Consider the following 23947-nt stretch of genomic DNA (forward strand, 5'->3'; position numbering starts at 1 on the left):
GGAATCGGGAGTGTTGTGCGCAAGGCGATGTGGGTGGCCGCGGCCGCCGGTGTGGTTCTGCTCGTCGCGGGCTGTGGCAGCGAGGGCGGCACGGACAAGGGCGGCTCGTCGTCGGCCGGTTCGGCCTCTACGGGCGGTTCGGGCTCGGGTGGTTCGAGCGACCAGAAGCTCGATGCGGCCGCCGTCACCAAGGAGTTGACGGACGCGGCGACCGGGGCCGGCTTCACGCAGGACTCCTCGGGGGAGGACGTTCCGGAGGCGCTGAAGGACTGCATGGTCTCCTGGACGGCCGACGCCGAGAAGGCCGCCGACCCGAAGAAGTCCTACGCGGACACGGTCGCGACCCTGACCGGCGGCGGCTGGGCCGAGGCGCGCAGCTCCGAGCTGCAGGGCTCGGTCATCAAGTCCCTGACGAAGAGCACCTGGCAGCTCCAGGCCAGCAACCACGCGACGGGCCCGCTGAAGCTGGTGATGTTCGTCGCCACCGACGCCTCCCCGCAGTGCCAGGCGGTCATGGAAGCCGAGAACGCCAAGCACAAGAAGTCCTGACCTCGAGCCGCTCGTGCCCCCGCCCGCCGGGGGTGCGAGCGGCACTCCTCAGCCCGCCGGCTCCGGTGCCGTCAGGTCGATCAGCCGGCAGACCGTCTCGATGTCGATCTTCACCTGTGCGATCGAGGCGCGTCCGGACAGCCAGGTGATCAGCGCCGAGTGCCAGGTGTGCTCGATCACCCGGACCGCCGACAGCTGGCTCGGGGTCGGGTGCTCCGCCCCCATCGCGTCCAGGATGATCGCGGTCGTCAGCCGGGAGACCGTGTCGACCTCGGGGCTCACGCTGCGGTCCGCGAAGGTCAGCGCCCGCACCATGGCGTCGGCCAGCTGCGGCTCCCGCTGGAGCGCCCGGAAGGCGCGCATCAGGGTCTCGGCGACCCGTTCCGCCGGGTCCGCGCCGGCGGGCGGCCGCTTCCGCAGCGTGGTGTGCATGTGCTGGAGCTGGTCCTGCATGGTCGCCACGAGCAGGTGGATCTTGGAGGGGAAGTAGCGGTAGAGCGTGCCGAGGGCGACCCCCGCGGCCTCGGCGACCTCCCTCATCTGCACGGCGTCGAAGCCGCCCCTGGCGGCGAGCTGGGCGCTGGCGTTCAGGATGCGGCGGCGCCGCGCCTCCTGGCGCTCCGTGAGGGGCGGCGACGCGGGTCTGTGGTCCGCTCTGTCGTCTGCGGTCATGAGGTCCCGTTCCGTGCGGCTTCCGTGCGGGGGAGCGACAGTATGGCGGCACGCCCGCCGTGGCGCGAATCACCTGTTCCGGCTCTCACCACGGAGCTACCTGCCGGTAGATTCTGTGCTCCTTGAAGGATCAAGAACGATCAAGTCTGTAACTTGTTCTAGATTAGCGCGAGCGGTTACGCTCCGGCGAAACGCACGCTCGAAGGGGGTCGCGCATGACCGCTGAGGCCATAGAGGCAAGCCCCCGACAGGGCATCACCACGGCCGGTGACAGCCCGTTGCGGATCGCTCTCCTCACGTACAAGGGGAACCCGTTCTGCGGGGGCCAGGGCGTCTACGTCCGGCACCTCTCCCGCGAGCTCGCCCGCCTCGGGCACACCGTCGAGGTCATCGGCTCCCAGCCGTACCCGACGCTCGACGAGGGCGTGCCGCTCACCGAGATCTCCAGCCTCGACCTGTACCGCTCGCCGGACCCCTTCCGGACCCCGAAGCGCGACGAGTACCGGGACTGGATCGACGCCCTCGAGGTCGCCACCATGTGGACCGGCGGCTTCCCCGAGCCGCTCACCTTCTCCCTGCGGGCCCGGCGCCTGCTCGCCGCCCGCCGCGGCGACTTCGACGTCGTCCACGACAACCAGACCCTCGGATACGGACTCCTCGGCGGCCCGCGCGCCATCGGCGCGCCGCTCGTCACGACGATCCACCACCCGATCACCGTCGACCGGCAGCTCGAACTCGACGCCGCCGCCGACTGGAAGCGCCGCGCCTCCGTCCGCCGCTGGTACGCCTTCACGAACATGCAGAAGAAGGTCGCCCGCCGGCTGCCGTCCGTGCTCACCGTCTCCGGCACCTCCCGCCAGGAGATCGTCGAGCACCTCGGCGTCCGCGAGGACCGCATCGAGGTCGTCCACATCGGCGCCGACACCGACCTCTGGTCCCCCGACCCGTCCGTCGCCGAGATCCCCGGCCGGATCGTCACCACTTCCAGCGCCGACGTCCCCCTCAAGGGCCTCGTCCACCTGATCGAGGCGCTCGCCAAGCTCCGCACCGAGAACCCCGACGCGCACCTGGTCGTGGTCGGCAAGCGCGCCGAGGACGGCCCGGTCGCGCAGGCCATCGAGCGGTACGGGCTCGACGGCGCCGTCGAGTTCGTCAAGGGCATCAGCGACGCCGAGCTCGTCGACCTCTACCGGTCCGCGCAGGTCGCCTGCGTGCCCTCGCTGTACGAGGGGTTCTCACTGCCCGCCGCCGAGGGCATGGCGACCGGGACTCCGCTGGTCGCCACGACGGGCGGGGCGATCCCGGAGGTCGCGGGGGCCGACGGCGAGACCTGCCTGGCCGTGCCGCCCGGTGACGCGGGGGCGCTTTCCGCCGCGCTGGGGCGGGTGCTGGGCGACGCGGAGCTGCGGGCGCGTCTCGGCCGGGCCGGCCGCGAGCGGGTCCTGGCCAACTTCACCTGGGCCAGGGCCGCCCAGGGAACGGCGGAGCTCTACCGCGAGGCGATCGCCAGGCAGGGCGCCGGAGCCCGCCGGTGAGGACTCGCCTCGTTCGCCGGGCGCGGCCCGGTGGGTGGGTCGTGCCCACCCGTTCCGCCCTGCGGAACGCCTGCCCACAACGTCTCTTCAATCCCGAAAGCAGGCCGTCCTCGTGCTGACCGTCGACTTCACTCGTTTCCCGCTCGCCCCCGGCGACCGTGTGCTCGATCTGGGGTGCGGGGCGGGCCGGCATGCCTTCGAGTGCTACCGGCGTGGCGCCCAGGTCGTGGCCCTCGACCAGAACGGCGAGGAGATCCGCGAGGTCGCCAAGTGGTTCGCCGCCATGAAGGAGGCCGGCGAGGCCCCCGCCGGCGCGACCGCGACCGCGATGGAGGGCGACGCCCTCAACCTGCCGTTCCCCGACGAGTCCTTCGACGTCGTCATCATCTCCGAGGTCATGGAGCACATCCCCGACGACAAGGGCGTGCTCGCCGAGATGGTCCGCGTCCTCAAGCCGGGCGGCCGGATCGCGATCACCGTGCCCCGGTACGGCCCCGAGAAGGTCTGCTGGGCGCTCTCCGACGCGTACCACGAGGTCGAGGGCGGCCACATCCGCATCTACAAGGCCGACGAGCTGCTCGGCAAGATCCGGCAGGCCGGCCTCAGGCCGTACGGCACCCATCACGCGCACGCGCTGCACTCGCCGTACTGGTGGCTGAAGTGCGCCTTCGGCGTCGACAACGACAAGGCGCTGCCGGTCCGCGCGTACCACAAGCTCCTGGTCTGGGACATCATGAAGAAGCCCGCCCTGACCCGGGTCGCCGAGCAGCTGCTCAACCCGGTCGTCGGCAAGAGCTTCGTCGCCTACGCCACCAAGCCCCACCTGCCGAAGGCCGACGCCGCCACGGCCCCCACCGACACCGTGGGCGCGGCCAAGTGACGTCTCCCGAGCGGATCGCGGAGCACCTCGTCCTGCCCGGGGTGCTCACCGCCGAGCAGGCCGCCGAGACCGTGGCGGGGATCCTCGCCGTGCAGCGCGAGGACGGCGCCATCCCCTGGTTCCGCGGCCACCACCTGGACCCGTGGGACCACACCGAGGCCGCCATGGCCCTGGACGCGGCCGGCGAGCACGCCGCCGCGGCCCGCGCCTACGAGTGGCTCGCCCGCCACCAGAACGCCGACGGCTCCTGGTACGCGGCCTACCACGACGGCGACCCGGACCAGGTCACCGACCGGAGCCTGGAGTCCAACTTCGTCGCGTACATCGCGGTCGGCGTCTGGCACCACTACCTGTCCACCGGCGACGACGCCTTCCTCGACCGGATGTGGCCCGTCGTCTACGCGGCCGTCGAGTTCGTCCTCGGGCTCCAGCAGCCCGGCGGCCAGATCGGCTGGAAGCGCGAGCCCGACGGCACGCCGGTGCGCGACGCGCTGCTCACCGGCAGCTCCTCCATCCACCAGGCGCTGCGCTGCGCCCTCGCCATCGCCGAGGTCCGCGAGGAGCCGCAGCCCGACTGGGAGCTGGCCACCGGGGCCCTCGGTCACGCGATCCGCCGGCACCCCGAGCGCTTCCTCGACAAGTCCCGCTACTCGATGGACTGGTACTACCCGGTCCTCGGCGGCGCGGTCACCGGAGCCGACGCGCAGGCCCGGATCGAGGCCGACTGGGACCGGTTCGTCGTCCCCGGCCTCGGTGTGCGCTGCGTGGTCCCCAACCCGTGGGTCACCGGCGGCGAGAGCTGCGAACTCGCCCTCGCCCTCTGGGCGATGGGGGAGTCCGACCGGGCCCTCACGATCCTCCAGGACATCCGGCACCTGCGCGCCGGGAACGGCATGTACTGGACGGGGTACGTCTTCGAGGGCGCCACGGAGAGCGACAAGGCCGTGTGGCCCGAGGAGCAGACCGCCTGGACGGCGGGCTCCCTCCTCCTCGCGGTCGCGGCCCTCGGCGGCGAGGAGGCGACCGTCGCCGTCTTCGGCGGCGAGCGGCTCCCCACGGGCCTCGAACCGGACTGCTGCGCCTGAATCCCCGAGGGATCCTGACCTGATGCATGCTCGGCGCACGCAATTTTCGATGCGCGAGGCACCCCTTATGGCGCTCTAGGATATGCACGTCCATGGCTGGCATGGACATGCATATCAGGGGGAATCGGTCACAGATGGACCGTGCGGGGTCGGTCAAGGACCTGGCGAGCGAGCTGCTCGCGTTGAAGAAGGCATCGGGATCCAGCTTCGTCCAGCTCAGCGAGAAGACGCACTACGCCAAGTCGTCGTGGGAACGCTGGGTCAACGGCAAGCAGTTCCCGCCTCGCGACGCCGTGGAGCGTCTCGCCCGGCTCTGCGGGACCGATCCGGCTCCGCTGCTCGCGCTCTGGGCCGAGGAGGACGCGCGGCGCGCGGCACCCGGGGCCGGGGCCGGGGCGGAAGCCGAGGCCGGGGCGGAGCTTGAGGCTGGAGCGGGAGCCGAGACCGGGACGGAAGCCGAGCCCGGGGCGGAAGCCGAGGCGGGGGCGGCCTCCCGGCGGCGTCGCGTCCTGTGGGCGTCGGTCGTGCTCGCCGTCCTCCTCGCGGCGGGCGCGATCTCCTACGCCGCCCTCTCCGGCTCCGGCGAACCGTCGGCCGCCCCCCGCCCGAAGCCCGCCGTGAAGGTCGCGGGACCGGCCACCGGCTGCACCCTCACGCACTGCGAGGGCCGTGACCCGAAGAAGATGAACTGCGGCGCCGACGCCGTCACCGTGCGCACCGGCTCCATCCCCAAGGACCTCGTCATCGAGCTCCGTTACAGCCGGGCCTGCCAGGCCGCCTGGGGCCGGATCTCCTTCGCCCAGGTCGGTGCCACCGTCGTGGTCAACAACTCCGACGGCGCCGCCCAGGCCGACGTCGTGCACTTCGACCGGGACGTCTACACGCCGCTGATCGCGGCGCCCGACGACGGTTCGGTCTGGGTCTGCGCGGCCCTCCCGAAGAACGGCGCGCGCAGCTGCACCGGCCGCTTCATTCCGAGCGAGGAGAAGGCGCAACAGCCGTAGGGGCGTTCGCGAGCACGGCGCGCGACTCCTTCTCCTGGCGGGCGGTGAGGCTCTTCCAGTCCTTGGCGACGGCCGGGTTCCGGTCCAGCCACCGCTGCTGGACGGCGGCGAGCCGGGTGTACGCGGTGTCGAGGTAGCCCGTCTCGTCCTTGCAGCGCAGATCCGCCGCCAGGGCGGTACTGGTCGCCCGCGCCCCGGGGGTGCGCAGGGACGCGAGGAGCCGTGCGGGATCGGGTTCGGGGAACCCGGCCCGGTCCATGCACGCCCGCCACCGCGCCGTCACGGCCTGGAACGCGGGATCCTTCTCCACGTCCTCACGGGCCTGCTCCTGTGCCTCGAAGAGCATGATCCGCACCTGGAGCCAGCGCATCCGGCCGTCGCCGAGGACCCGCGTCTCGGCCTCGGCGAGGCAGCCGTTGCCCGGCCGGGACACGCTCATCGCGGTGCCCTTGGCGGTGACCCGCTTGTTCTGATCCCCGAAGAGTGCCTGCCCGTACGCCTCGGTGCTCTCCGGGCTGCCCGGCTTCGGGGGCGTGTCGGGCGCCGGCGGGGCGGATTCCGGGGGCGGCGTGGTCGATTCGAGGCCGAACGGCTGCGGCAGCTGGTCGTCGCCCTGCGCCGCCCCCGCTCCGGGGACGGGTGCGTACCGGAATCCCCGCTTCGCCATGCAGGCGATGGTGAACCGGCGCTGCGCCTCGTGGCTGCGGGTGCTCGGGGTGAACAGGAGCTCGGTGACCGGAGGCCGCCGGTGCAGCTCCGCCGTGTCGACCCGGGTGGCGGAGGTGGTCCGGTGGTCGGGTTCCGGCGTCGTGCCGCACCCGGAGAGGGCTGCCGCACCGGCGGCGAGGCCGAGCGCGAGTACGAGCGTCTTCCGCATCAGCGAGCTGCCTTTCGGATGCTTGGAGGGGCTTGAAGGGGCTTGGGCTTGAAGGGGTACGGCGGGGCCCGGCGCACCCCCGTGTCGCCGGGCCCCGCCACCACCGGTGGGATCAGAAGCAGGGGATGGTGGTGCTCGGCCTGAGCTTCAGGGAGCTGGCCTGGCCCCCCTGCCACGCTTCCAGCCGGCTGCTGTCGACCTGGCTGCCGGGGTTGACGCAGAAGAGCAGACCGCCGCCGTAGTTGATGTCCTTGTAGTAGTGGCTCTCGTAGCCGCTCGTGCTGGAGTTGCTGGCCGCCCAGACGCGGTCGTTCACGACGACGGGGGAGCCGCCGCCATCGAAGTAGTCGTCCGTGAAGTCCGCGTCGCTGTTGAAGTACGAGTGCTTCGCCGTGCCGAAGCCGACCCAGAAGACGCAGTGGTAGCCCGCCGCGCAGTCGGTCCCCGCCGCGGCGGGTCCCGCGGTCGCGACGGCGCCGCCCATGAGCAGCGCGGTCGCGCCGAGCACGGAGGCGATCCGCTTGCCGAGTCCGGTGGTCCGCTTGTTCTTGGCCATCTGTGAGCTGCCTTTCGGATGAGTGGAGGGGGACGGGGACCGGCATACCCCCGTGTTGCCGGACCCCGGATCGCGCCGGTCGGTCAGTGGGGGCCGGCTGCCGCCCGGCCCGCCGTCGCCACGCCGCCCGCGACGATCAGCGCTGTCGCGCCGAGGGCGGCCGCGGCCCGCTTGCGGAACCCGGTGATGCTGCCCATTCCCTGATCCACCTTCTCGTCGTGAGCGATCTGGTGGGTCACGCGCGCAGACAGGCTGACATCCACCGTGCGACCTCGTATTGGAAAAAAACGCACTGCGCGGAATGGCCGGTTTTAACCGGCCAGCCATGCGCTGGTCCCACTCCGGGCCGCCAGGAAGCGGCCCGGAGGCATTCCCGTCATCGCGGTGAACTCGCGGCTGAGATGGCCCTGGTCGTAGAACCCGCAGTCGGCCGCGACGCCGGCGGCCGGGCCGCCCGTGGCGAGGAGCCGGATCGCCCGGTTCAGGCGCAGGACGCGCGCCAGCCGCTTCGGGGTGAGGCCGATCTGCTCGCGGAAGCGGTTCTCCAGGTGCCGCACGCTCCAGCCCGTCCTGGCGGCCAGCTCGGCGATCGGCAGCGAACCCGCCGTGCGCTCGAGGAGCCGCCACGCCTCCAGGACGGCGGGGGACGGCTCGCGGGACGGCGCTGCCCCGGCCGTCCAGCGCAACAGGGCCTCGTCGAGCAGGGCGAACCGCTCCCGCCACCCCGGGGCCGCCTCCAGGGCCCTGCCGAGCTCGCGGACCCGGGCACCGAGGACGTCCGCCGGGTCCGTGACCGTCTCCGCGAGCTCCCCCAGGGAGGTGCCGAAGAGCCGGTACGCCGCCCAGGGGGCGAGGGTGAGTTCCACCCCGTGGAGGTCTCCCCGGTGCCCCAGCACCCTGGCCCGGGTGTGCAGACCGGACACCACCGACGTGTGGGCCGGCGCCGCGGCCGCCGCCTCCCCGCAGCCCGTACGGCCGAGCCGCAGCTCGCCGCCGAAGCCGATGAGCAGCGACACCCGCCCGCTCGGCACCACGAGCCGCTCCTGCGGTACGCCCGCCGTCGAGCGGAACCCCCGGTACGTGCCGATGCCCGGCCCCAGCCGGGCGTCCGGCCTCCCGTAGTACCACTGACACCTGCCGCCCCCCGTACACACGCGGCGTCTCACCATCGACTCCTCTGAACTCCCGTGCCCGGATCCGTCCCGGGCCGGAGATCCACTGTCGGGAGGGCCCTGAGACGGTGCCAGAGGTGACGGTGTCCCAGGGACGCGGTGGGATGTCCCTCGGCTCTGACCTGCGGAGATGTCCAGGAGCAGGGATGGTCGAACCCGTACGGAGCCGCACCGGTGGCGGGCGAGGGGGCCCCGGGCGAGGCTGGCGGCACAGCCACCAGGGAGGTCCCGTCGTGCCCAGAAGCGTTTCGCGCGGAGTCGTGGCGCCGCTGCTGTCCTGCGCCCTGCTCCTGACCACCGCCGCCTGCAACGACGACACGCAAAGCGCGAGCGGTGCCGCGACCCCCTCGGCCTCCGCGAGCTTCGAGCAGCAGAAGCTGGCGAAGACGCGGTTCGTGGCCAACGCCGGTCTGGCCGCGGGCGCCACGTACCAGTGGATCGTGAAGCCGTACCGCGCGGGGAAGTTCAAGAAGGGCGCGGACGGCCGGACCCTCGCCCTGGTGAAGGCGGGCCTCGCGGGCGCGTTCACGTACAACCGGCTCAAGGCGGCGGTGAACAACGCCAAGGGCGACCCGCTGCTCTCGAAGGCGGTCGCGCCGCTCTCCGCCGGGATCGACTCGCTCAAGGACCTGGGGACGAAGCTCCGCAAGGGCGAGGCGGGCGACGCGGACGTCGGTGCCTTCGAGGGCGTCATCAACAGCGTCAAGGAGGCGGGGAAGAGCGCCGGCGCGAACGTCGTGGACAAGGTCCCCAGCGCCTCCCAGCTGGGCGGCTGAAGCTATGAGTTGAGCTCCGCCAGGAGGCGGAGCGTGGCGGGGTCCGGTGAGGTGACCAGCAGGTCCGTCACCGGGCCCCGCCGCCATTTCTCCAGGCGCCCGGCGATCCGCCGCCGGGGGCCGACGAGCGAGATCTCGTCCGCGAAGGCGTCCGGTACGGCGAGCACGGCCTCCTCGCGCCGGCCCGCCGCGAACAGCTCCTGGATGCGGCGGGCCTCCTTCTCGTACCCCATGCGTCCCATCAGGTCGGCGTGGAAGTTGCGGGCCGCGTGCCCCATGCCGCCGATGTAGAAGCCGAGCATCGCCTTGACCGGGAGCAGCCCGGCCGTCACGTCCTCGCAGAGCCGCGCCCGGACCATGGGGGCGACGAGGAAGCCCTCGGGAAGCGTCTCCGGCAGGGCGTACACCTCGGCCCAGCGGTCGGGCGTCCAGTAGAGGGGCAGCCAGCCGTCGGCGATCGTGAGGGTCTGCGCGATGTTCTTGGGGCCCTCGGCGCCGAGCAGGACGGGGACGTCGGCGCGCAGCGGATGGGTGATCGGCTTGAGGGCCTTGCCGAGGCCGGTGCCGTCCGGGCCGTTGTACGGGTGGGAGTGGTGGCGTCCGTCGAGCCGGACGGGGGCCTCGCGGCGCAGCACCTGGCGGACCACGTCCACGTACTCGCGGGTCGCGGTCAGCGGGGAGCGGGGGAAGGGGCGCCCGTACCAGCCCTCGACGACCTGCGGCCCGGACAGGCCGAGCCCGAGCAGCACGCGCCCGCCGGAGAGGTGGTCGAGCGTGAGCGCGTGCATCGCGGTGGTGGTGGGGGCGCGGGCGGCCATCTGCGCGACGGCGGTGCCCAGCCTGATGCGGCTGGTGTGGGCGGCGATCCAGGTCAGCGCGGTGAAGGCGTCGGAGCCCCAGGCCTCGGCGGTCCACACGGAGTCGTAGCCGAGCCGTTCGGCCTCGCGGGCGAGGTCGAGGCGGTCGGGGGAGGGGCCGCGGCCCCAGTAGCCGAGGGCGAGTCCGAGTCGCATGCCCCACATCCTTTCTGACGCTTCGTCAGGTGTGTTGCGGGGACTGTACGGCAACGGCCCCCCGCCCGGAAGGGATTCCGGGCGGGGGGCCGTTCGTGAGCGGGGATCAGCCGCGCTGGATGCCCGTGGTGTCCTGGAGGACACCGCGGCGGCCGTCCTGCGTCTGGGCCACCAGGCCCGGACCGCGCTGCTCGACCGCCAGGTACCAGGTACCCGGGGCCAGCTCGGCGATCGGCGCCTGCGAGCCGTCCTCCGCGTACAGCGGACGCGCGACCGGGACCGCGAACCAGAACGGCGCGAAGTCCGAGGCCGGCTGCGCGGCCGGAGCGGCCGCCTGCGGCTCGGGCTGCTGCGGGGCCTGCGGCTGCGGGGCGACGGCGTGCGCGCCGAACGGCTGACCCGCACCCTGCGAGGGGTCCTGCGGTCCGCCGTACTGCGGCTGCTGCGCACCCGGGTAGCCGTAGCCGCCGGGGACGCCCGGCTGACCCGGCTGACCGTGCTGCATGCCGTACGGCGAGGGGGTCTGCGGCTTGGGCGCGCCGACGAGCGGGGCCTTGAGGGCGGGGACCATCGGACCGGCGACGGCGGCACCGGCCAGGACCAGGGCGGCGATCAGGCCGAGGATGAGGCCGGCGCCGGCGTCGACCCCGCCGAGGTCGATGATCGTCCAGAAGAACGACCAGGCGGTGAAGACCGTGGCGGCGACACCGAACTGGACGACGTCCAGTCCCAGGACCTTGCGCGGCTGAGGCAGTGCACGGGTGAGGACGATCAGAGCTGCGCCGATCACGCCCACCATGTACGTGCCGATGGCGTTCCCCAGGGAGTCCCAGGCGCTGGGGGCGTCAGCGCTCAGGCCCTTGTAGGAGATGTAGTCCAGGAACGAGGCGATGAACAGCACCACCGCTGCACCGATCAGCACGCCATCGCCTCGGGTGAGGGAGCGGATATTCACGTAAGAAGTCCTTCGTCGGGTCGTCGCGTCGGGGGTGGCGCTCAGGTTCATGACACGGGGGGGCGGCCCCATGGTACGGAGCGAATCTATCGCCCGCCGGTACTACCCCTGGAGGTAGGTGGCGATGCCGTCCGCCAGCCCCTGGGCCGCCTTCTGCCGCCACGTCGCCGACGTGAACAGCTGTGCGTCCTTCGGGTCACGCATATTGCCGCATTCGACGAAGACCTTGGGGACGGTCGAGAGATTGAGGCCGCCGAGGTCGTCCCGTACGTCCAACCCCGTACCGGAACCGATGTAGTTGGCGGGCGAGGCCCCGGTGGCGCGCGCGAAGCGCTCCACGATCCGCTCGCCGAGGGCGCGGGAGGGGGCGACGATCCTCGCGGTGTCGGCGGAGCCCGCCCGCACCTTTGCGGGAAGGATCACATGGAAGCCGCGGTTGCCCGCGGCCGAACCGTCCCCGTGGACGGAGACGACGGCGTCGGCGCGGGCGGCGTTGCCGATCCTGGCCCGCTCGTCGATGCAGGGGCCCCAGGGGCGGTCGCCGTCGTGGGTGAGGACCACCTTGGCGCCGCGCGCGGTGAGGAGGTCCCGCAGCCGGTGGGAGACGTCGAGGGTGAAGGAGGCCTCGGTGTAGCCCGCGTCGGTGGAAGTGCCGGTGGTGTCGCACTCCTTGCGAACCGTCCCGATATCGACCTTCTGGTTGATTTCGGTGGAATGGCGGAAATTGCCGGAGTTGTGGCCGGGATCGATGACGACGGTCCTCCCGGCGAGCGAACGGCTCGCCTGGGAGGCGGGGAGCGGCGAGCGGGTGGGCCGGGGGGCGGAGGACGAGGCGAACGGCGGGCGGGACTGCGTCCCGCTCTCGCCCTGGGTCGCCTGGGGCACCTGGGACTCCTGGGCCTTCCCGTTCGGTGGCGAGGCCTGGGAGGTCGCGCACCCGGCGAGTGCGGCGCAGCAGCCCGCGGCGGCGAGAGCGAGGGCGAGGGCACGGCGGGCGGTGTTCCGGTGGTCGTACGGCACCCCGCGACTTTAGGCCCTGTGCGGGGCGAAATGCCGCAGGGGTACGTAGCAGGTTGGTCACCGGCGTCACGGAACGGTGGACGCGTGTGGGAGAACCGTGAAGGGTAGGTGGGAAGAGGCGGCGGTGGGGTGTCACCGCGCATGGACCCACGAGGGGGAACCGTGGTGGGGGAAGAACCGAACGACGCACGTCCCGAACCGAACGACGCACGTCCCGAACCGAACGACAGACCTCCGGGCGGCGACTGGCTGATCAAGGGGAGCGGGGAGGCTTCCGGAGCGGCTTCCGACGGCCCTCCGGGAGCGCCTGCCGGAGCGCCTTCGGACGCACCGCCCTGGGCCGCTCCGGCCCCGGCCGCCCCTGCGGCGCCGATCCCGCCGGCTGCTGCTCCGGCGGCTCCGGCCGCGGCGGCTTCCGAGGACCCGGCAGCCCACGATGCTCCGGCTCCGGCTCCGGCTCCAGCTCCGGCGGCTCCGGCGGCTCCGGCCGCGGCGGCTTCCGGGGCTCCGGCGGCCCCCGGGGCCGGTCCCGGTGTGGGGGCGCCCACGCTCGCCTTCGGGACGCCGGCCGGTGCCGCGTCCGGCGCCGCGGCGCGGGCGGACGGTGCGGGCGCCACTCCGCACGCCTCCCCGCCCGGTCCCGCGGCCGCGCCCGGCTGGGCTGGGGCCGGGACCGTGCCGCCGCCGCCCGGCGCCCCGCCCGGCTTCGGGCCGCCGCCGGGGTACGGGCCGCCCGGGTACGGCCCGCCCCCGGCGCACGGCCCCGCGCAGCCGCCCGGCGACGCGAACCCGGCTCAGGCCGCCATGATCGGGCTGCTCAACCTCTCCTGCCTCGGCCTCGGCTACGTCCTGCTGCGGAACTGGATCGGCGCCGCGCTCTGCTGGCTCGCCACCGCCGCCCTGCTCGTGGCCGCGCTCCCCGCCGACGTCGACGGCGTGCCCGTGGGCCTCCTCGCCGGCTACGGCCTCTTCCTGCTCGCCGTCGCCGCCGACGGCGCCCGGCGCGGGCTGCGCGCCACGCTCCGGATCGGCGCCTCCTTCCGGCGCCTGGCGCTGCCGCTCGCCCTCGTGCTGCTCGCCGTGCCCGCCGGCGGCTCCCTCGCGTACGGCGCGGCCCGCGACGAGGCGAAGGAGCAGGCGCTGCTCGAACGGCTCGCGGCGGCCGACGCGCTGGTGAAGGAGGCCGACGGCCTCGCCTTCGACAAGGCCGAGCCGACCTTCCGCAAGGCGCTCGACACCTATGTGGACCTCGGCACGAAGCACGCGGGCTCGCGGGCCGGGAAGCTCGTCCCCGACCGCCTCGACGCGTACTACAAGACGGTCTCCGCCCCGTACGGGAAGAAGCAGTACTGCGCGGCCGTCCCGCCGCTCACGCACCTGCGGGAGCTCCCCTCCACCGTGGACAAGGGGCTGCTCGGCTCCCGGCCCGCCAAGACCGACGAGCCGCTGGCCGAGTCGCTCTACCAGTGCGGCACGGCGGCGCTCGGCGTGCAGACGGCGAACCCGCCGGCGAGCGAGAGCCTCAACGCGCTCCTCGACACCTTCCCGGAGTCCGCCCAGGCGACCCGCGTCGAACCGGCCGTCCGGGAGGCGATCAGGACGCGGACGGGCGCCCTCGCCGGCACCGAGCCCTGCGACGCCACCGACCAGCTGCGCGCACTGGCCTCCTCCCTCGACAACATGCCGGCCCCGTCCCTCAAGGGCGCGTCGAAGGAGGCGGCGGACGCGGTCCAGAAGGGCGACTTCGCCTGCGGGACCGACCACTTCAAGGACAAGGAGTTCAGCGAGGCGGCCACGGCCATGACGGACTACGCCAAGGCGTACCCGAACAGCCCGAAGGCCGCCCACGCCCGCTCGATCGCCATCGCCGCCGAGATCGCCGAGGAGGAGCCGGAGGCCGGCAGGAGCCTGCCGCCGGCCGACGTCCCCGGCGGCGCCCGGATGGTCATGGTGGTCAGCAACGACGGCCCCGGCGAGGTAGAGCTGCTCTACACGGGCCCGATGACCGGCAAGGTCACCCTCAAGGCGTGCGGGACCTGCAAGAAGTACCAGACCCCGCTGCTCGTGAACTCCCCGAAGATCAAGGCGTGCACGGGGCCCTCCTCGAAGTACCCGAAGGCGACCCTGCTGCTGCCCGCCGGTGACTACCACTTCCTCCAGAAGCGGGCGGCCACCGGCACCTCGACCGCCGGGGACACCAAGTCGAGCAAGACGAAGATCGAAGAGGGCTACAGCTACACGAACTGCCTGTACGTGACCTCGCTGTTCTGAGGCGTCACGTGCGTCAGCGACGCCGCAGCACCCGCAGCGAGTCGGTGACCGAGACCTCCTCGAAGTCACCCGACTCCAGGGCGCGGAGGTAGATCCGGTACGGCGCCTGGCCGCCGTCCTCCGGGTTCGGGAAGACGTCGTGGATGACGAGCAGGCCCCCGGGGGCGACCTTGGGGGCCCAGCCCTCGTAGTCGTTCGTGGCGTGCTCGTCGGTGTGCCCGCCGTCGACGAACACGAGCCCGAGCTGCCCGCCCCACACCTTCGCGACCTGCGGCGACCGCCCGACCACCGCGATCACGTGCTCCTCCAGGCCCGCCTTGCGCAGGGTCCGGCGGAAGGTCGGCAGGGTGTCCATGACCCCCACCTCCGGGTCGACCACGCTCGCGTCGTGGTACTCCCAGCCCGGCTGCTGCTCCTCGCTGCCCCGGTGGTGGTCCACGGTCACCGCGACCGTCCCCGCCTGCCGGGCCACGTCGGCGAGCAGGATCGTCGACCGCCCGCAGTACGTCCCGACCTCCAGCAGCGGCAGCCCCAGCTTCGCGGCCTCGACGGCCGCCCCGTACAGCGCGAGCCCCTCTCCGACGGGCATGAACCCCTTCGCGGCCTCGAAGGCGGCAAGGATCTCGGGCGAGGGCTCGGACATGGTCACTCCTACTGGCGGGTACGCGTCTACGGGCGCCCATGGTGCCCTATGCGTCGCACGCGAACCACACCGTCTTCCCGTCGGCCCGCTCCTCGACCCCCCACCGGTCCGTCATGGCCTCCACCAGCGAAAGCCCCCGGCCGCTCTCGTCCAGCGGGTCGGCGGCCTTGGCGTACACCGTGCCGGGCACGCCGTCCGCGACCTCCACCCGCAGCCCGTCCGGCTCCCGCAGCATCAGCACGGAACACCGCCGGCCCGGCACGTGCCGCACGACGTTCGCGACGAGCTCGGTGAGCGCGAGCGTCGCCGGGTCGGCGAGGTGGTCGAGCTCCCAGCGCGTGAGGAACATGCGCAGGATGCGCCGCATGTGACCGGCGGAGTGCTCACCGACGGTGAACCCCATGCGGTAGCTGGTGGCAAGTTCCGGAGGATAGAGGTCAGTTGCCTGATTCATGCCACCAGGGTGGAGTGCTTTCGTTACGCTCGGCTACGGCCTGAACACAACGCCTGGGTGCGTCTGCTTGGGGGTGACCTCGCCGTGGTCAACATCCGCAACCTGGATCCGAGCGCCTCGCCGCTGGACTACTACGGATACGAACTCCGCCGGCTGAGAGAGGGAGCCGGACTCAGCCAGTCGCAGCTCGGCGACATCCTCTTCTGCACCGGCTCTCTGATCGGCCAGATCGAGACGGCGAGAAAGGTCCCGACCAGGGAGTTCTCGGAGCGGCTCGACGCGGCGCTGCTGACGGGCGGCTTCTTCACGCGGCTGGTGGGGCTGGTACTGAAGAGCCAACTGCCGTCGTGGTTCAGACCGTACGCGGAGATGGAGGCGAAGGCGACGTACCTCTGCTCTTTCCAGGCGCAGGTGGTGCACGGACTGCTCCAGACGGAGACCTACGCCCGGGCCCTCATGGGGACCCGGTTCGAGAACGATCTCGACGGACTGGTCGCCGCACGCATCGAGCGCCAGCGGATCATGGACCGCGAACACCCGCCGCTGTTCTGGGTCGTCATGAGCGAGACGGCATTGCGCCAGGAGGTCGGCGGGCGGGAGGTGATGCGGGAGCAACTGACCCACCTGTTGGGGATGCAGGAACGCGAGTGGGTGAAGATCCAGATCCTCCCCTTCAGTGTCGGAGCACACGCGGGATCGCACGGCTCCTTCAATCTCCTCCGCTTCGAGAACGACCCCGACCTCGTCTACACCGAGGACTTCGTTCAGGGGCATATGACCGTGGATTCGGCCGCGTTCAGGGAGGGGTCGCTCCGTTACGATCACCTCCGAGCGGCCGCTCTCTCGGTGGAGGACTCGACCGCGCTGATCACCCGCGTCATGGAGGAACACTATGGGGAGCAACCAGAACCTGGCGGGAGCGCGCTGGCGTAAGTCCTCGTACAGCGGCGACAACGGAGGCGATTGCATCGAGTGTGCCCCCCTCGGCGCCGCAGTCTGGCAGAAGTCCTCGTACAGCGGTGACAACGGTGGCCAGTGCATCGAGGTCGCCGACCTCACCGCCCACATCGCCGTCCGCGACTCCAAGAACCCCGAAGGCCCCGCCTTCCTCGCCGCCCCCGCCGCCTTCGCGGCCTTCGTGAGCGCCGCCGCCGAGGGGCGCATCGGTCGCTGACCGTGGCGACCCTCATAGGGATGGTGATCCTCGCCCTCCTCCTGCCGACGTGGGCGGGGATCACGTACGTGGGACTGGCACGGGCCCGGCGGGAGAACGCCGCACTGCCCCCGCCGCCCCGGCCCCGCCGTACCCCCGCGAAGAAGGCCGCCTGGATCGCCGCGCCGGCCTTCGTCGGGGGCGGGGCACTGCACGTGTACGGGCTCTCGTACATGCCCTTCCTCCAGCCGGAGGACGCGTGCTGGTTCAACGCGGGGCACATGGCGGTGCCCGACTCCAGCAGCGCGCTGCCCGTGAGCCTGGTGTGCGCGGGCGAGGAGATCGTCCCGTGGTGGGTCAACCCCGGGCTGCTCGTCCTCGCGGTCACCGCCGTCGGCGCGACCGTCACGAGCGTCGTCCTCGCGCTGAGGCGTCCGACCGAGAGCCGCTGAACCGCCGTCGGCCCTTGCCTTGCGTCGCCCCCTTGGGATTGAGTGGTGTCGCGTGCGTCGGGGACTGACCATCCCCTCACGATGCGCGCACATCATCGGCGGTCGGGGGAACCACACCGCCCACCGGGGGAGAACAGCATCGTCCTGTCGTGATGCCCGCTCACTGTGAACGGCGCCCGGGTCTCTCCGGCATGCCTTCGTTCGCTGTGAAGGATGCTCTTCTTGCGGTTCAAACCGGGGTTGTTCACCTCTCGATCACGCTCGTCCACCACTCTCACCACCGCCATCACGTCCGTCGCCGTCCTGGCCGTCCTCGGCGGTGTGGCCGTCCGGCCCGACCTGGTCGTGCAGGACACCGAGCCGGACATGGCGGCCGTAGCCGACTCGTACGACGGCTACGACGTCAAGGCCGCCGAGCAACTGCGCGAGGACCAGTGTCTGGGCACCGAGGCCCTGCGCATGGGTGGGCCCAACATCTTCGCCCTCGCGCAGAGCTCCCTCATGCTGCCACCCGATCAGCTTCACAAGAAGTTCGCGCGGAACATCTTCAGCAGCGACATGACTCCGCTGCGCGAGGCCGCGAACGCGGACCAAGCCCTCACGGAGCAATGGCTCGACAAGGTCCAGAAGCAGGGCTACGCGTGGTCGAGCGCTGCCAGTCTGGAGTCCTATCCCAACGCGCCGCGGGACCCGGACAAGATCTTCGAGAAGACCGGGCTGCGCCCATGGCTGTACCAGTCGTACTGGGACCCGATGACGGTGTTCAACCCCTTCTACGACTCCTCGCCCACCGCCGACGACAGGACGAAGGCCGCCGCGATCGCGATCGGCGACCCGCTCTACACCAGCGGCGGGACGCCGAAGGAGCAGGAGGCGTGGGCGCTGTGGAAGAAGAACTCGGGGAAGATCGAGCCCAACCAGTACTTCGTTCCCCGGGTGTTCGCCGATGACGCCCGCATCTTCCTCGCCTCCGGCGGCTTCCCCCGTACCGCTCCCGCTCCGGACACCCCGGAGTTCCGGATCGCGGTCGAGGACCTGAAGGCCCGCTTCGGAGCGTGCGGCTGGCACGACCCGATCGACCCGAACCGCGTTCTCGGCAAGCAGGTGGCGCGGGCATCGGCCGAGTGGCAGCAGGAGATCACCGGCCAGGCCGCGCAGCGACAGCAGATTCTGACCGCCGGCAAGGACGCCACGAAGGCGCTGCAGGACGGCACGTACGCGCTCAGCATGCTCCTCGGCCAGTCGTGGCTCGCCGACTACTACACCCGCTGGCAGGACCACTGGGCCGCCGGCGGTGTGGGCTGGATCGGCGACAGCTACGTGACCGTCGAGGTGCCGGGCGCGCCGGGCATGTGCCTGGACGTCCAGGGCGGCGGCAAGACCAACGGCACGCCGGTCCAGATCTACACGTGCACCGGCGGCGCCGCCCAGCAGTGGACGATCGAGGGCGGTGAGGAAGACCTCCACCTCCGCAACGTCAACTCTCAGAAGTGCCTGGACGTGGCCGGGAACGCCTCGGCCAACGGTACGAAGATCCAGATCACGGACTGCTACAGCACCAAGGGCCAGTCGTGGAAGGGCGACGTCCGCGCCGCCTCGCCCCTGAAGAACCTGACGACCGGTAAGTGCCTGGACCTCAGCGCGTTCACCAAGAGCACGGACACGCGGCTGTGGGACTGCAAGGGCACCAGCGCGCAGAAGTTCCTGGTCAAGCCGTCCGGGCACAAGGGCACCGACAGCCTGTCCTACCCGGACAAGGCGCAGTTCGACAGGGCGAAGAAGGGCCTCACCGACGCCCAGGCCGCGGCGAAGACCCACCTGGCCACGGTCAAGGCCCAGCTGGAGAGCGCCAAGAAGTCAGCCGTCTCCTCCGACGCGGCCGTGCAGGCCGCGTACGGCATCGCGGACGCCGCCGGCGCCCCGCGCGGCCGGGGTCTCCTGGTCGGCCGGCAGAAGGCGCAGGTCACCAAGGGGGCCGTCGCCGCGCTGACGGCGATGGTGAAGGCCGGAGAGACCGCCGAGGCCGCCACCAGGGCCGCCGCGGGCGACAGCGCGACCATCACCCAGCGCGCCCTCGCCCAGGCCGCGCAGGTCAACGCCGAGTTCCGCAAGGAAGCCGCGCACACCGCCGAGTTGCAGGCGAAGGCGGCGGCCGACGCCGCCAAGCTGCACCGCGACAACGCGAAGAAGGACAAGGAGACGGCGGAGGCCAAGCTCGTCGTCGCCCTGAAGGCCGAGGGCGACGCCAAGGCGGCCGCCGCCGACGCGCACGCCAAGCGTCTCGCCGCCGAGGCCGAGGAGGCCAAGGCGAAGGCGGAGAAGGACACCGCCGCCGCCAAGCAGAACGAAGCGGCCCAGCACAAGCAGACCGCCCAGGCCGAAGCGGGCAAGGCCCAGGAGGCCAAGGAGAAGGCGCAGGCCGCCGAGAAGACCGCGGTCGCGCGCAAGAACGACGCGGTCAAGGCCCGCGACGACGCCAAGGCCAAGCGGGACGACGCCTGGGACGCCGAGCAGAAGGCCGAAGCCGCCCGCGCCAAGGCCGATGCCAAGGAGGCCTACGCGCGCTCCCTGGACGCCGGCGCGGACGCGGACGCCGCCCGTGCCGCCGCCGACGCGGCCGACCGGCACGCGGACGACGCCGAGGCCGCCGCGGGCCGGTCCCGTGCCGCGGCCGACGCCGCGACCCAGGCAGCCGCCGAGGCGGACGCCGCGGCCACCCGTGCCGAGGCGGCCGCCAAGCGGTCCCGCGCGGACGCGGACGCCGCCCAGGCCGCCAAGCTGAAGGCCGACGCCGCGGTGAAGACCGCGACCAGCGCCGCCGCCGACGCCATCGAGGCCTCCGGGCACGCCGCCGAAGAGGCCAAGACCGCCGTCAGGATGGCGGAGGAGGCGGAGAAGCTGGCCAAGACCGCCAAGACCCAGGCGGACGAGGCCAACAAGGAGGCCGCCAAGGCCCTCGCCGCCTCCGCGAAGGCGGCGGGTTTCGCGTACGTCACCGCACAGGCCGCCGTGGAGGCGGGCAACGCCGCCGCACAGGTCGCCAAGCCCGCCAACGACGCCATCCAGCTCGGCTCGCCGTACGTCACCACCGACTCGGCCGCCGGCCTCGTCGTGCTGACCGGGCAGGCGTCCAAGTCGATCGCCGAGCAGCAGAAGGCCGTCGCCGACGCCCACGCCAAGAACGCGCAGGCAGAGGCCGCCGCCGCGAAGAACATCGCCGACCAGGCGGCCGGCGACGCGAAGATCGCCTACCAGTACGCGGCCGACGCCGCCGCACACGCGGCCGACGCCCGCACCTACTCCAAGGAGGCCCTCGGCTACGCGGCCGACGCCGCCGTGGCCGCCTCGAAGGCCGCCGCGTCCCTGGCCCGCACCGTCGAGTACGACCGCAAGGCCGCAGAGGACGCCGCAGCCGCCGACAAGGCGGCGGGGCGCGCCGAAGGCTACGCCGAGCAGGCCCGTGAGTCCGCCGACCAGGCCGCCCTCGACGCCCGGGCCGCCCGCGACGCGGCCGCCGCGGCCGAGCAGTCCGCCAAGGACGCCCGCGCCGCCGCCGACCGCGCCGCAGCCGCCGCGACCGAAGCCGAACAGGCCGCCAAGGACGCCGCCGCGTACGCCAAGGAGGCCCAGGAGGCGGCCGACAGGGCGGAGAAGGCCGGGAAGGCGAAGCAGATCGGCACCGGAACCGTCGTCGACGAGCAGGGCGGCTCCATCGGCAACATGTTCTACGTCGTCGACCACATCGAGAACATCGGTGACCCGCAGACCGTGCGGAAGACGGAGGGCTGCGACGGCTGGATCGACACGCTCTTCTACACGGGCAACTGCACGATCACCGCGAAGCTCCGGTACAAGGCGTTCCTCGACCTGTACCTGTGCTCCGCGCAGGTGCTGAACCCCTCGAAGTCGACGTGCCCCTCCGGCGCGACCACGTACCTGGGTGAGTACCCGACCAAGGAACTGTCCCAGGAGGTCACGCACACCATCACGATCGCCGAGTACCAGGCGGGCGTCGACCCGGTGGACATCCTCTTCGGGAGCTGGATCAGGTGCGCCCAGAAGATCGCCCCCGGCGGTGAGAACGGAACCTGGAGCGGCTGTGCCTGGGCGGCCGTGGACGTCGCGTCCCTGTTCGCGGGCAAGGCCCTCCGGCCCATCGCGGACGCCGTGATGGCGGTGGACGCCGCCGCGCGGACGGGAATCGCCTTCGCGGACGCCTACAAGGCCCTGCGTGCTGTCGGCCTGAGCGACGACGTCGTCTACCGCATCGGGGTCAAGGGACTCGACGGCTTCATAAAGACCTGTACCAAGGTCCGTGCGCCGCTGTCCGCCGCGCGGGCGGCGTCCGCAGGCGCGGCGTCCGCGCAGGCGGCCTCTCCCGTCGACGGCTGCCCTGTGGGGCTCATCGCCTACAACAGCGAGGAGATGAGCCACCTGGCGTACAAGTTCAGGACGGAGTCGGGATACTTCGGCGCCGACCACAATGTCGCCGTCGCGAAGGTGCCGGGGTGGAACGACCCCAAGACAGGTGACTTCGTGATCGGCAACAGTGGCTTCAACGGCCACTCGGAGATCATGATCCTGGAGAAGCTGAAGCAGAAGGGATTCGATCCCACCCAGATCACGGCCCTGTACACCGAGCGACAGCCCTGCCCGGACTGCGCCTCCGCCCTGACGGGCGCCCTCAAGAAGGGCACGCCCGTCACCTGGTCCGTCCCGTACCACCCCGACTTCTGGCGCGAGGCGAGGGACCTTCTCGCCGACTACGTCAAGCGGGCCGGCGGAGGGCGTATGGCGCGTTCCGCGGCGGACGCCGGCCCGGTCGAGGAAGGAGAAGCGCGTGAGTGATTCCGAGTTCGATCTGCCGCCCCATGCCCCGCCGGAGGTCGTCGCCGAGTGGAACGACCTGGCCGACAGGGTCTGCCGCGAGCTGGCCCGGGCCGGGCTTCCCGCCCGCAGGAGCGATCTCGACGGTGGTCCCTCGGGGCCGTCGGGTGCGGCCGGTGCGGAGGTTCACGTGGATCGCCTCGCCGAAGGCGGGGTGTTCGTGGACTGGCAGACGGACGCGGAGCTGCGGGCCACGGCCCTCGGCCTCTTCGCGGAGGGGATCGACTACGCGAATCCGCCTGCGGCGGTGCGGCACTACAACAGCGTCCATAAGCTCATGCGGGACGCCCTGCTGGGAATCCTCGCCTCGGCCGGATTCCAGGTCGAGGAACCGGACCGGCACACGTACGGAAGCGCGGTGTACGTGAAGGGCCTCCGGCCTTGACGCACTGCTCGTCGGTCCCGACGGCTCGATGAAACGGAACCCCGCCGGGCGCTGCCCGGCGGGGTTCTCGGGTCAGGCCCCGGCGAGGACGGTCCGGAGCCGGACGATGCCCGCCTTCCACTCCTCGCCGTCCGACTCCTCCCAGAGTTCCAGGAGTTCGGACGGCTCGGTGAGGACCCGGTCCAGGGCCTCGACGGCCGCCGGACGCAACTCCGCCGGGAGTTCGGGCAGGGACTTCTTCGGGGCGTACGAGGTGGTGACCGGGTCGCCGCCCGGGCACTGGGCCGCGACCAGGGCCGCCGACGCGATGGCCTCCACCGCCAGGTCCGAGTCGAGGTACTCCTCACCCGTCCCGGTGACCTCGCGGAAGGCCGCGAGCAGCACCTCGGCCCGCTTCTCCTCCGGGGCTTCGTCCACCCGGTACGAGAAGTCGGCGGCGGTGTCGTTGTCGAAGGGGCCTATGTCCCACGTACCCATGGCGCGTGCTCGCTCTCCGGAGTCGTTCAGGTCTCCGAGATCGTGGCAGGCGCCACTGACAACGGGGCCGCTCAGTCGTCGACGCCCAGGTCGACGCGCATGGCTCCCTTCATCGCCCCGACGTAGGGCCAGACCTCCTCATGGAGCCGAGGCCCCATCGCCGCCAGTTCCTCCGTGTACGTCGAGGGGTCGGCCGCGTACTCCCTGATCTGTCCGTACGCGCCGTTCAGACGTCTCTTGGCCTCGCGGGACGCACGGGCCACCGCCTCCGGGACGACCATCTGGGACTCGGCGTAGCTGTCCCGGTAGGCCAGCCGGGCCGCCTCCAGTTTCTCCAGCGACACGACGGGGTCCTCGCCGCGGCTGAGTGCGTGGAGATGGTTGGTCATGGACGTCACGTACTGCCGCGCGGCAGTGTTCAGCGTGATGTAGCAGGCGCGCCGGCGTTCCAGGCTCTCGCGCTGCGTCTGCCGCTCCAGTTCCGCCCGGAGCTGTTCCTCGGCGTGGGCGCGTTCCTCGCGCCGCTGTTCCGCGGCGGCCTGGAGCTCCATGCGCTTCGTGCGGTCGGCGCGGTTCTGCGTCAGCAGCGCGGCCCCCAGCGTCCCGGCCACGCCCACCACCGCGATCAGCAATGCCGTCAGACTTCCGCCCATGTCGCCCCCCTGCGTGCGGTTCGGTCTCCGCGACGATGCTGTCACAGCGCCGGTGTCAGGACCGGCGGTCTTCGAGGTTCTCGATCATGCGCTCCAGGACGCGGACGGCGATCCCGTACTCCTCCGGCGAGATGCCCTCGACCGACCGGGTGCGGAACGCGGCCACCCGTGTGCCGACCTCGGCCAGCCGGTGGGTGCCGTCGAGGGTCAGAGCGAGCCGTCCCGGGGCTGGGCGGGACACCCAGCCGCCGGCGACCGTGGTGTCGATGGCGGCGGTCAGGGCGGGGGCGTCGGCATTGGCCGAGAGGACCGACAGGACCTCGGTGTCGGTCGTTCCGTCGCCGTCCTTGACGACGTTGAGCACCTGCCAGGCGAGGCGGGTGAGGCCGAACTCCCCGAGCGTGCCGTCCATGACACGCGTGAGGGCTTCGTCGGTGCGGTTGAGCAGAAAGCCGATGGGCTTGGGCTTGCGCTCCAT

At 72.0% G+C, this 23947-nt stretch carries 24 protein-coding genes; 12 read left to right on the plus strand and 12 right to left on the minus strand.

The window, feature by feature from the left end; translation table 11 throughout:
- Positions 1 to 15 precede the first annotated feature (15 nt).
- Positions 16 to 549, plus strand: a complete 534-nt coding sequence (locus tag BLW86_RS26395) for a hypothetical protein (RefSeq protein ID WP_093876342.1) — start codon at positions 16 to 18, stop codon at positions 547 to 549.
- Positions 550 to 597: 48 nt separating this feature from the next.
- Here the strand turns inward: BLW86_RS26395 and BLW86_RS26400 are convergent, their stop codons facing one another.
- The gene (locus BLW86_RS26400) at positions 598 to 1221 is read right to left on the minus strand and encodes a TetR family transcriptional regulator (protein ID WP_093876343.1); all 624 of its coding nucleotides are present in this window, start codon (positions 1219 to 1221) and stop codon (positions 598 to 600) included.
- 215 nt (positions 1222 to 1436) lie between these two features.
- Here BLW86_RS26400 and BLW86_RS26405 point away from each other — a divergent pair, with 215 nt between their 5' ends.
- The 4 genes from BLW86_RS26405 to BLW86_RS26420 all read left to right on the plus strand — a co-directional run bounded on the left by BLW86_RS26405 (position 1437) and on the right by BLW86_RS26420 (position 5725).
- Complete coding sequence (locus tag BLW86_RS26405) at positions 1437 to 2756, plus strand: glycosyltransferase family 4 protein (RefSeq protein ID WP_093876344.1); 1320 nt, start codon at positions 1437 to 1439, stop codon at positions 2754 to 2756.
- Positions 2757 to 2868: 112 nt separating this feature from the next.
- A complete protein-coding gene (locus BLW86_RS26410; protein ID WP_093876345.1) occupies positions 2869 to 3636 on the plus strand; it encodes a class I SAM-dependent methyltransferase in 768 nt (255 codons plus the stop codon).
- Positions 3633 to 4721, plus strand: coding sequence for a prenyltransferase (locus BLW86_RS26415; RefSeq protein ID WP_093876346.1), 1089 nt, complete (start codon positions 3633 to 3635; stop codon positions 4719 to 4721). The genes BLW86_RS26410 and BLW86_RS26415 overlap by 4 nt, the downstream gene beginning before the upstream one ends.
- A 134-nt stretch (positions 4722 to 4855) precedes the next feature.
- A complete protein-coding gene (locus tag BLW86_RS26420; RefSeq protein ID WP_177181758.1) occupies positions 4856 to 5725 on the plus strand; it encodes a helix-turn-helix domain-containing protein in 870 nt (289 codons plus the stop codon).
- Here the strand turns inward: BLW86_RS26420 and BLW86_RS26425 are convergent.
- The 3 genes from BLW86_RS26425 to BLW86_RS26440 form a co-directional block, all read right to left on the minus strand.
- Positions 5691 to 6602 (minus strand): hypothetical protein, encoded by a 912-nt coding sequence (locus BLW86_RS26425; protein ID WP_093876348.1) that lies wholly within the window; start codon positions 6600 to 6602, stop codon positions 5691 to 5693. The genes BLW86_RS26420 and BLW86_RS26425 overlap by 35 nt on opposite strands.
- 112 nt (positions 6603 to 6714) lie before the next feature.
- Positions 6715 to 7158: a hypothetical protein gene (locus BLW86_RS41585; RefSeq protein ID WP_093876349.1), complete on the minus strand. Its 444-nt coding sequence runs from the start codon at positions 7156 to 7158 to the stop codon at positions 6715 to 6717.
- A gap of 311 nt (positions 7159 to 7469) precedes the next feature.
- A complete protein-coding gene (locus BLW86_RS26440) occupies positions 7470 to 8327 on the minus strand; it encodes a helix-turn-helix domain-containing protein (protein WP_093876351.1) in 858 nt (285 codons plus the stop codon).
- Positions 8328 to 8563: 236 nt separating this feature from the next.
- Here BLW86_RS26440 and BLW86_RS26445 point away from each other — a divergent pair, with 236 nt between their 5' ends.
- Entirely contained in the window at positions 8564 to 9106 is a 543-nt protein-coding gene (locus BLW86_RS26445) for a hypothetical protein (RefSeq protein ID WP_093876352.1), read from the plus strand.
- Positions 9107 to 9108: 2 nt separating this feature from the next.
- On the opposite strand, the gene BLW86_RS26450 is transcribed toward BLW86_RS26445, so the two are convergent.
- The 3 genes from BLW86_RS26450 to BLW86_RS26460 form a co-directional block, all read right to left on the minus strand.
- Positions 9109 to 10119: an LLM class F420-dependent oxidoreductase gene (locus BLW86_RS26450; RefSeq protein ID WP_093876353.1), complete on the minus strand. Its 1011-nt coding sequence runs from the start codon at positions 10117 to 10119 to the stop codon at positions 9109 to 9111.
- A gap of 106 nt (positions 10120 to 10225) precedes the next feature.
- A complete protein-coding gene (locus BLW86_RS26455) occupies positions 10226 to 11074 on the minus strand; it encodes a DUF5336 domain-containing protein (RefSeq protein WP_177181759.1) in 849 nt (282 codons plus the stop codon).
- 102 nt (positions 11075 to 11176) lie between these two features.
- Positions 11177 to 12094: an N-acetylmuramoyl-L-alanine amidase gene (locus BLW86_RS26460; RefSeq protein WP_093876355.1), complete on the minus strand. Its 918-nt coding sequence runs from the start codon at positions 12092 to 12094 to the stop codon at positions 11177 to 11179.
- 534 nt (positions 12095 to 12628) lie between these two features.
- Between BLW86_RS26460 and BLW86_RS26470 the strand changes: the two genes are divergently transcribed.
- Positions 12629 to 14365 (plus strand): hypothetical protein, encoded by a 1737-nt coding sequence (locus BLW86_RS26470; protein WP_256341434.1) that lies wholly within the window; start codon positions 12629 to 12631, stop codon positions 14363 to 14365.
- Positions 14366 to 14378: 13 nt separating this feature from the next.
- Here BLW86_RS26470 and BLW86_RS26475 read toward each other — a convergent pair whose 3' ends face one another.
- Positions 14379 to 15008, minus strand: a complete 630-nt coding sequence (locus BLW86_RS26475; protein WP_093876356.1) for a class I SAM-dependent methyltransferase — start codon at positions 15006 to 15008, stop codon at positions 14379 to 14381.
- Positions 15009 to 15054: 46 nt separating this feature from the next.
- Positions 15055 to 15462, minus strand: a complete 408-nt coding sequence (locus BLW86_RS26480) for an ATP-binding protein (RefSeq protein ID WP_256341435.1) — start codon at positions 15460 to 15462, stop codon at positions 15055 to 15057.
- Positions 15463 to 15546: 84 nt separating this feature from the next.
- On the opposite strand from BLW86_RS26480, the gene BLW86_RS26485 reads away from it, so the two are divergent.
- The 5 genes from BLW86_RS26485 (at position 15547) to BLW86_RS26505 (ending at position 22339) form a co-directional block, all read left to right on the plus strand.
- Complete coding sequence (locus tag BLW86_RS26485; RefSeq protein ID WP_093878879.1) at positions 15547 to 16395, plus strand: helix-turn-helix domain-containing protein; 849 nt, start codon at positions 15547 to 15549, stop codon at positions 16393 to 16395.
- Positions 16355 to 16636, plus strand: coding sequence for a DUF397 domain-containing protein (locus BLW86_RS26490; RefSeq protein ID WP_093876358.1), 282 nt, complete (start codon positions 16355 to 16357; stop codon positions 16634 to 16636). The genes BLW86_RS26485 and BLW86_RS26490 overlap by 41 nt, the downstream gene beginning before the upstream one ends.
- 20 nt (positions 16637 to 16656) lie before the next feature.
- The gene (locus tag BLW86_RS26495; protein WP_093876359.1) at positions 16657 to 17067 is read left to right on the plus strand and encodes a hypothetical protein; all 411 of its coding nucleotides are present in this window, start codon (positions 16657 to 16659) and stop codon (positions 17065 to 17067) included.
- A 213-nt stretch (positions 17068 to 17280) separates the two neighbouring features.
- Positions 17281 to 21915 (plus strand): ricin-type beta-trefoil lectin domain protein, encoded by a 4635-nt coding sequence (locus tag BLW86_RS26500; RefSeq protein WP_093876360.1) that lies wholly within the window; start codon positions 17281 to 17283, stop codon positions 21913 to 21915.
- Positions 21908 to 22339, plus strand: a complete 432-nt coding sequence (locus BLW86_RS26505) for a hypothetical protein (protein ID WP_093876361.1) — start codon at positions 21908 to 21910, stop codon at positions 22337 to 22339. The genes BLW86_RS26500 and BLW86_RS26505 overlap by 8 nt, the downstream gene beginning before the upstream one ends.
- Before the next feature lie 72 nt (positions 22340 to 22411).
- Here the strand turns inward: BLW86_RS26505 and BLW86_RS26510 are convergent, their stop codons facing one another.
- From BLW86_RS26510 to BLW86_RS26520, 3 genes are all read right to left on the minus strand, one after another.
- Positions 22412 to 22816, minus strand: a complete 405-nt coding sequence (locus tag BLW86_RS26510; RefSeq protein ID WP_093876362.1) for a DUF4259 domain-containing protein — start codon at positions 22814 to 22816, stop codon at positions 22412 to 22414.
- Positions 22817 to 22887: 71 nt separating this feature from the next.
- Positions 22888 to 23469, minus strand: coding sequence for a hypothetical protein (locus BLW86_RS26515; protein ID WP_093876363.1), 582 nt, complete (start codon positions 23467 to 23469; stop codon positions 22888 to 22890).
- Between the two features lie 55 nt (positions 23470 to 23524).
- Complete coding sequence (locus tag BLW86_RS26520; RefSeq protein ID WP_093876364.1) at positions 23525 to 23947, minus strand: MarR family winged helix-turn-helix transcriptional regulator; 423 nt, start codon at positions 23945 to 23947, stop codon at positions 23525 to 23527.

It is taken from the genome of Streptomyces sp. TLI_105 (assembly GCF_900105415.1).
In the GTDB taxonomy this organism is placed as follows: domain Bacteria; phylum Actinomycetota; class Actinomycetes; order Streptomycetales; family Streptomycetaceae; genus Streptomyces.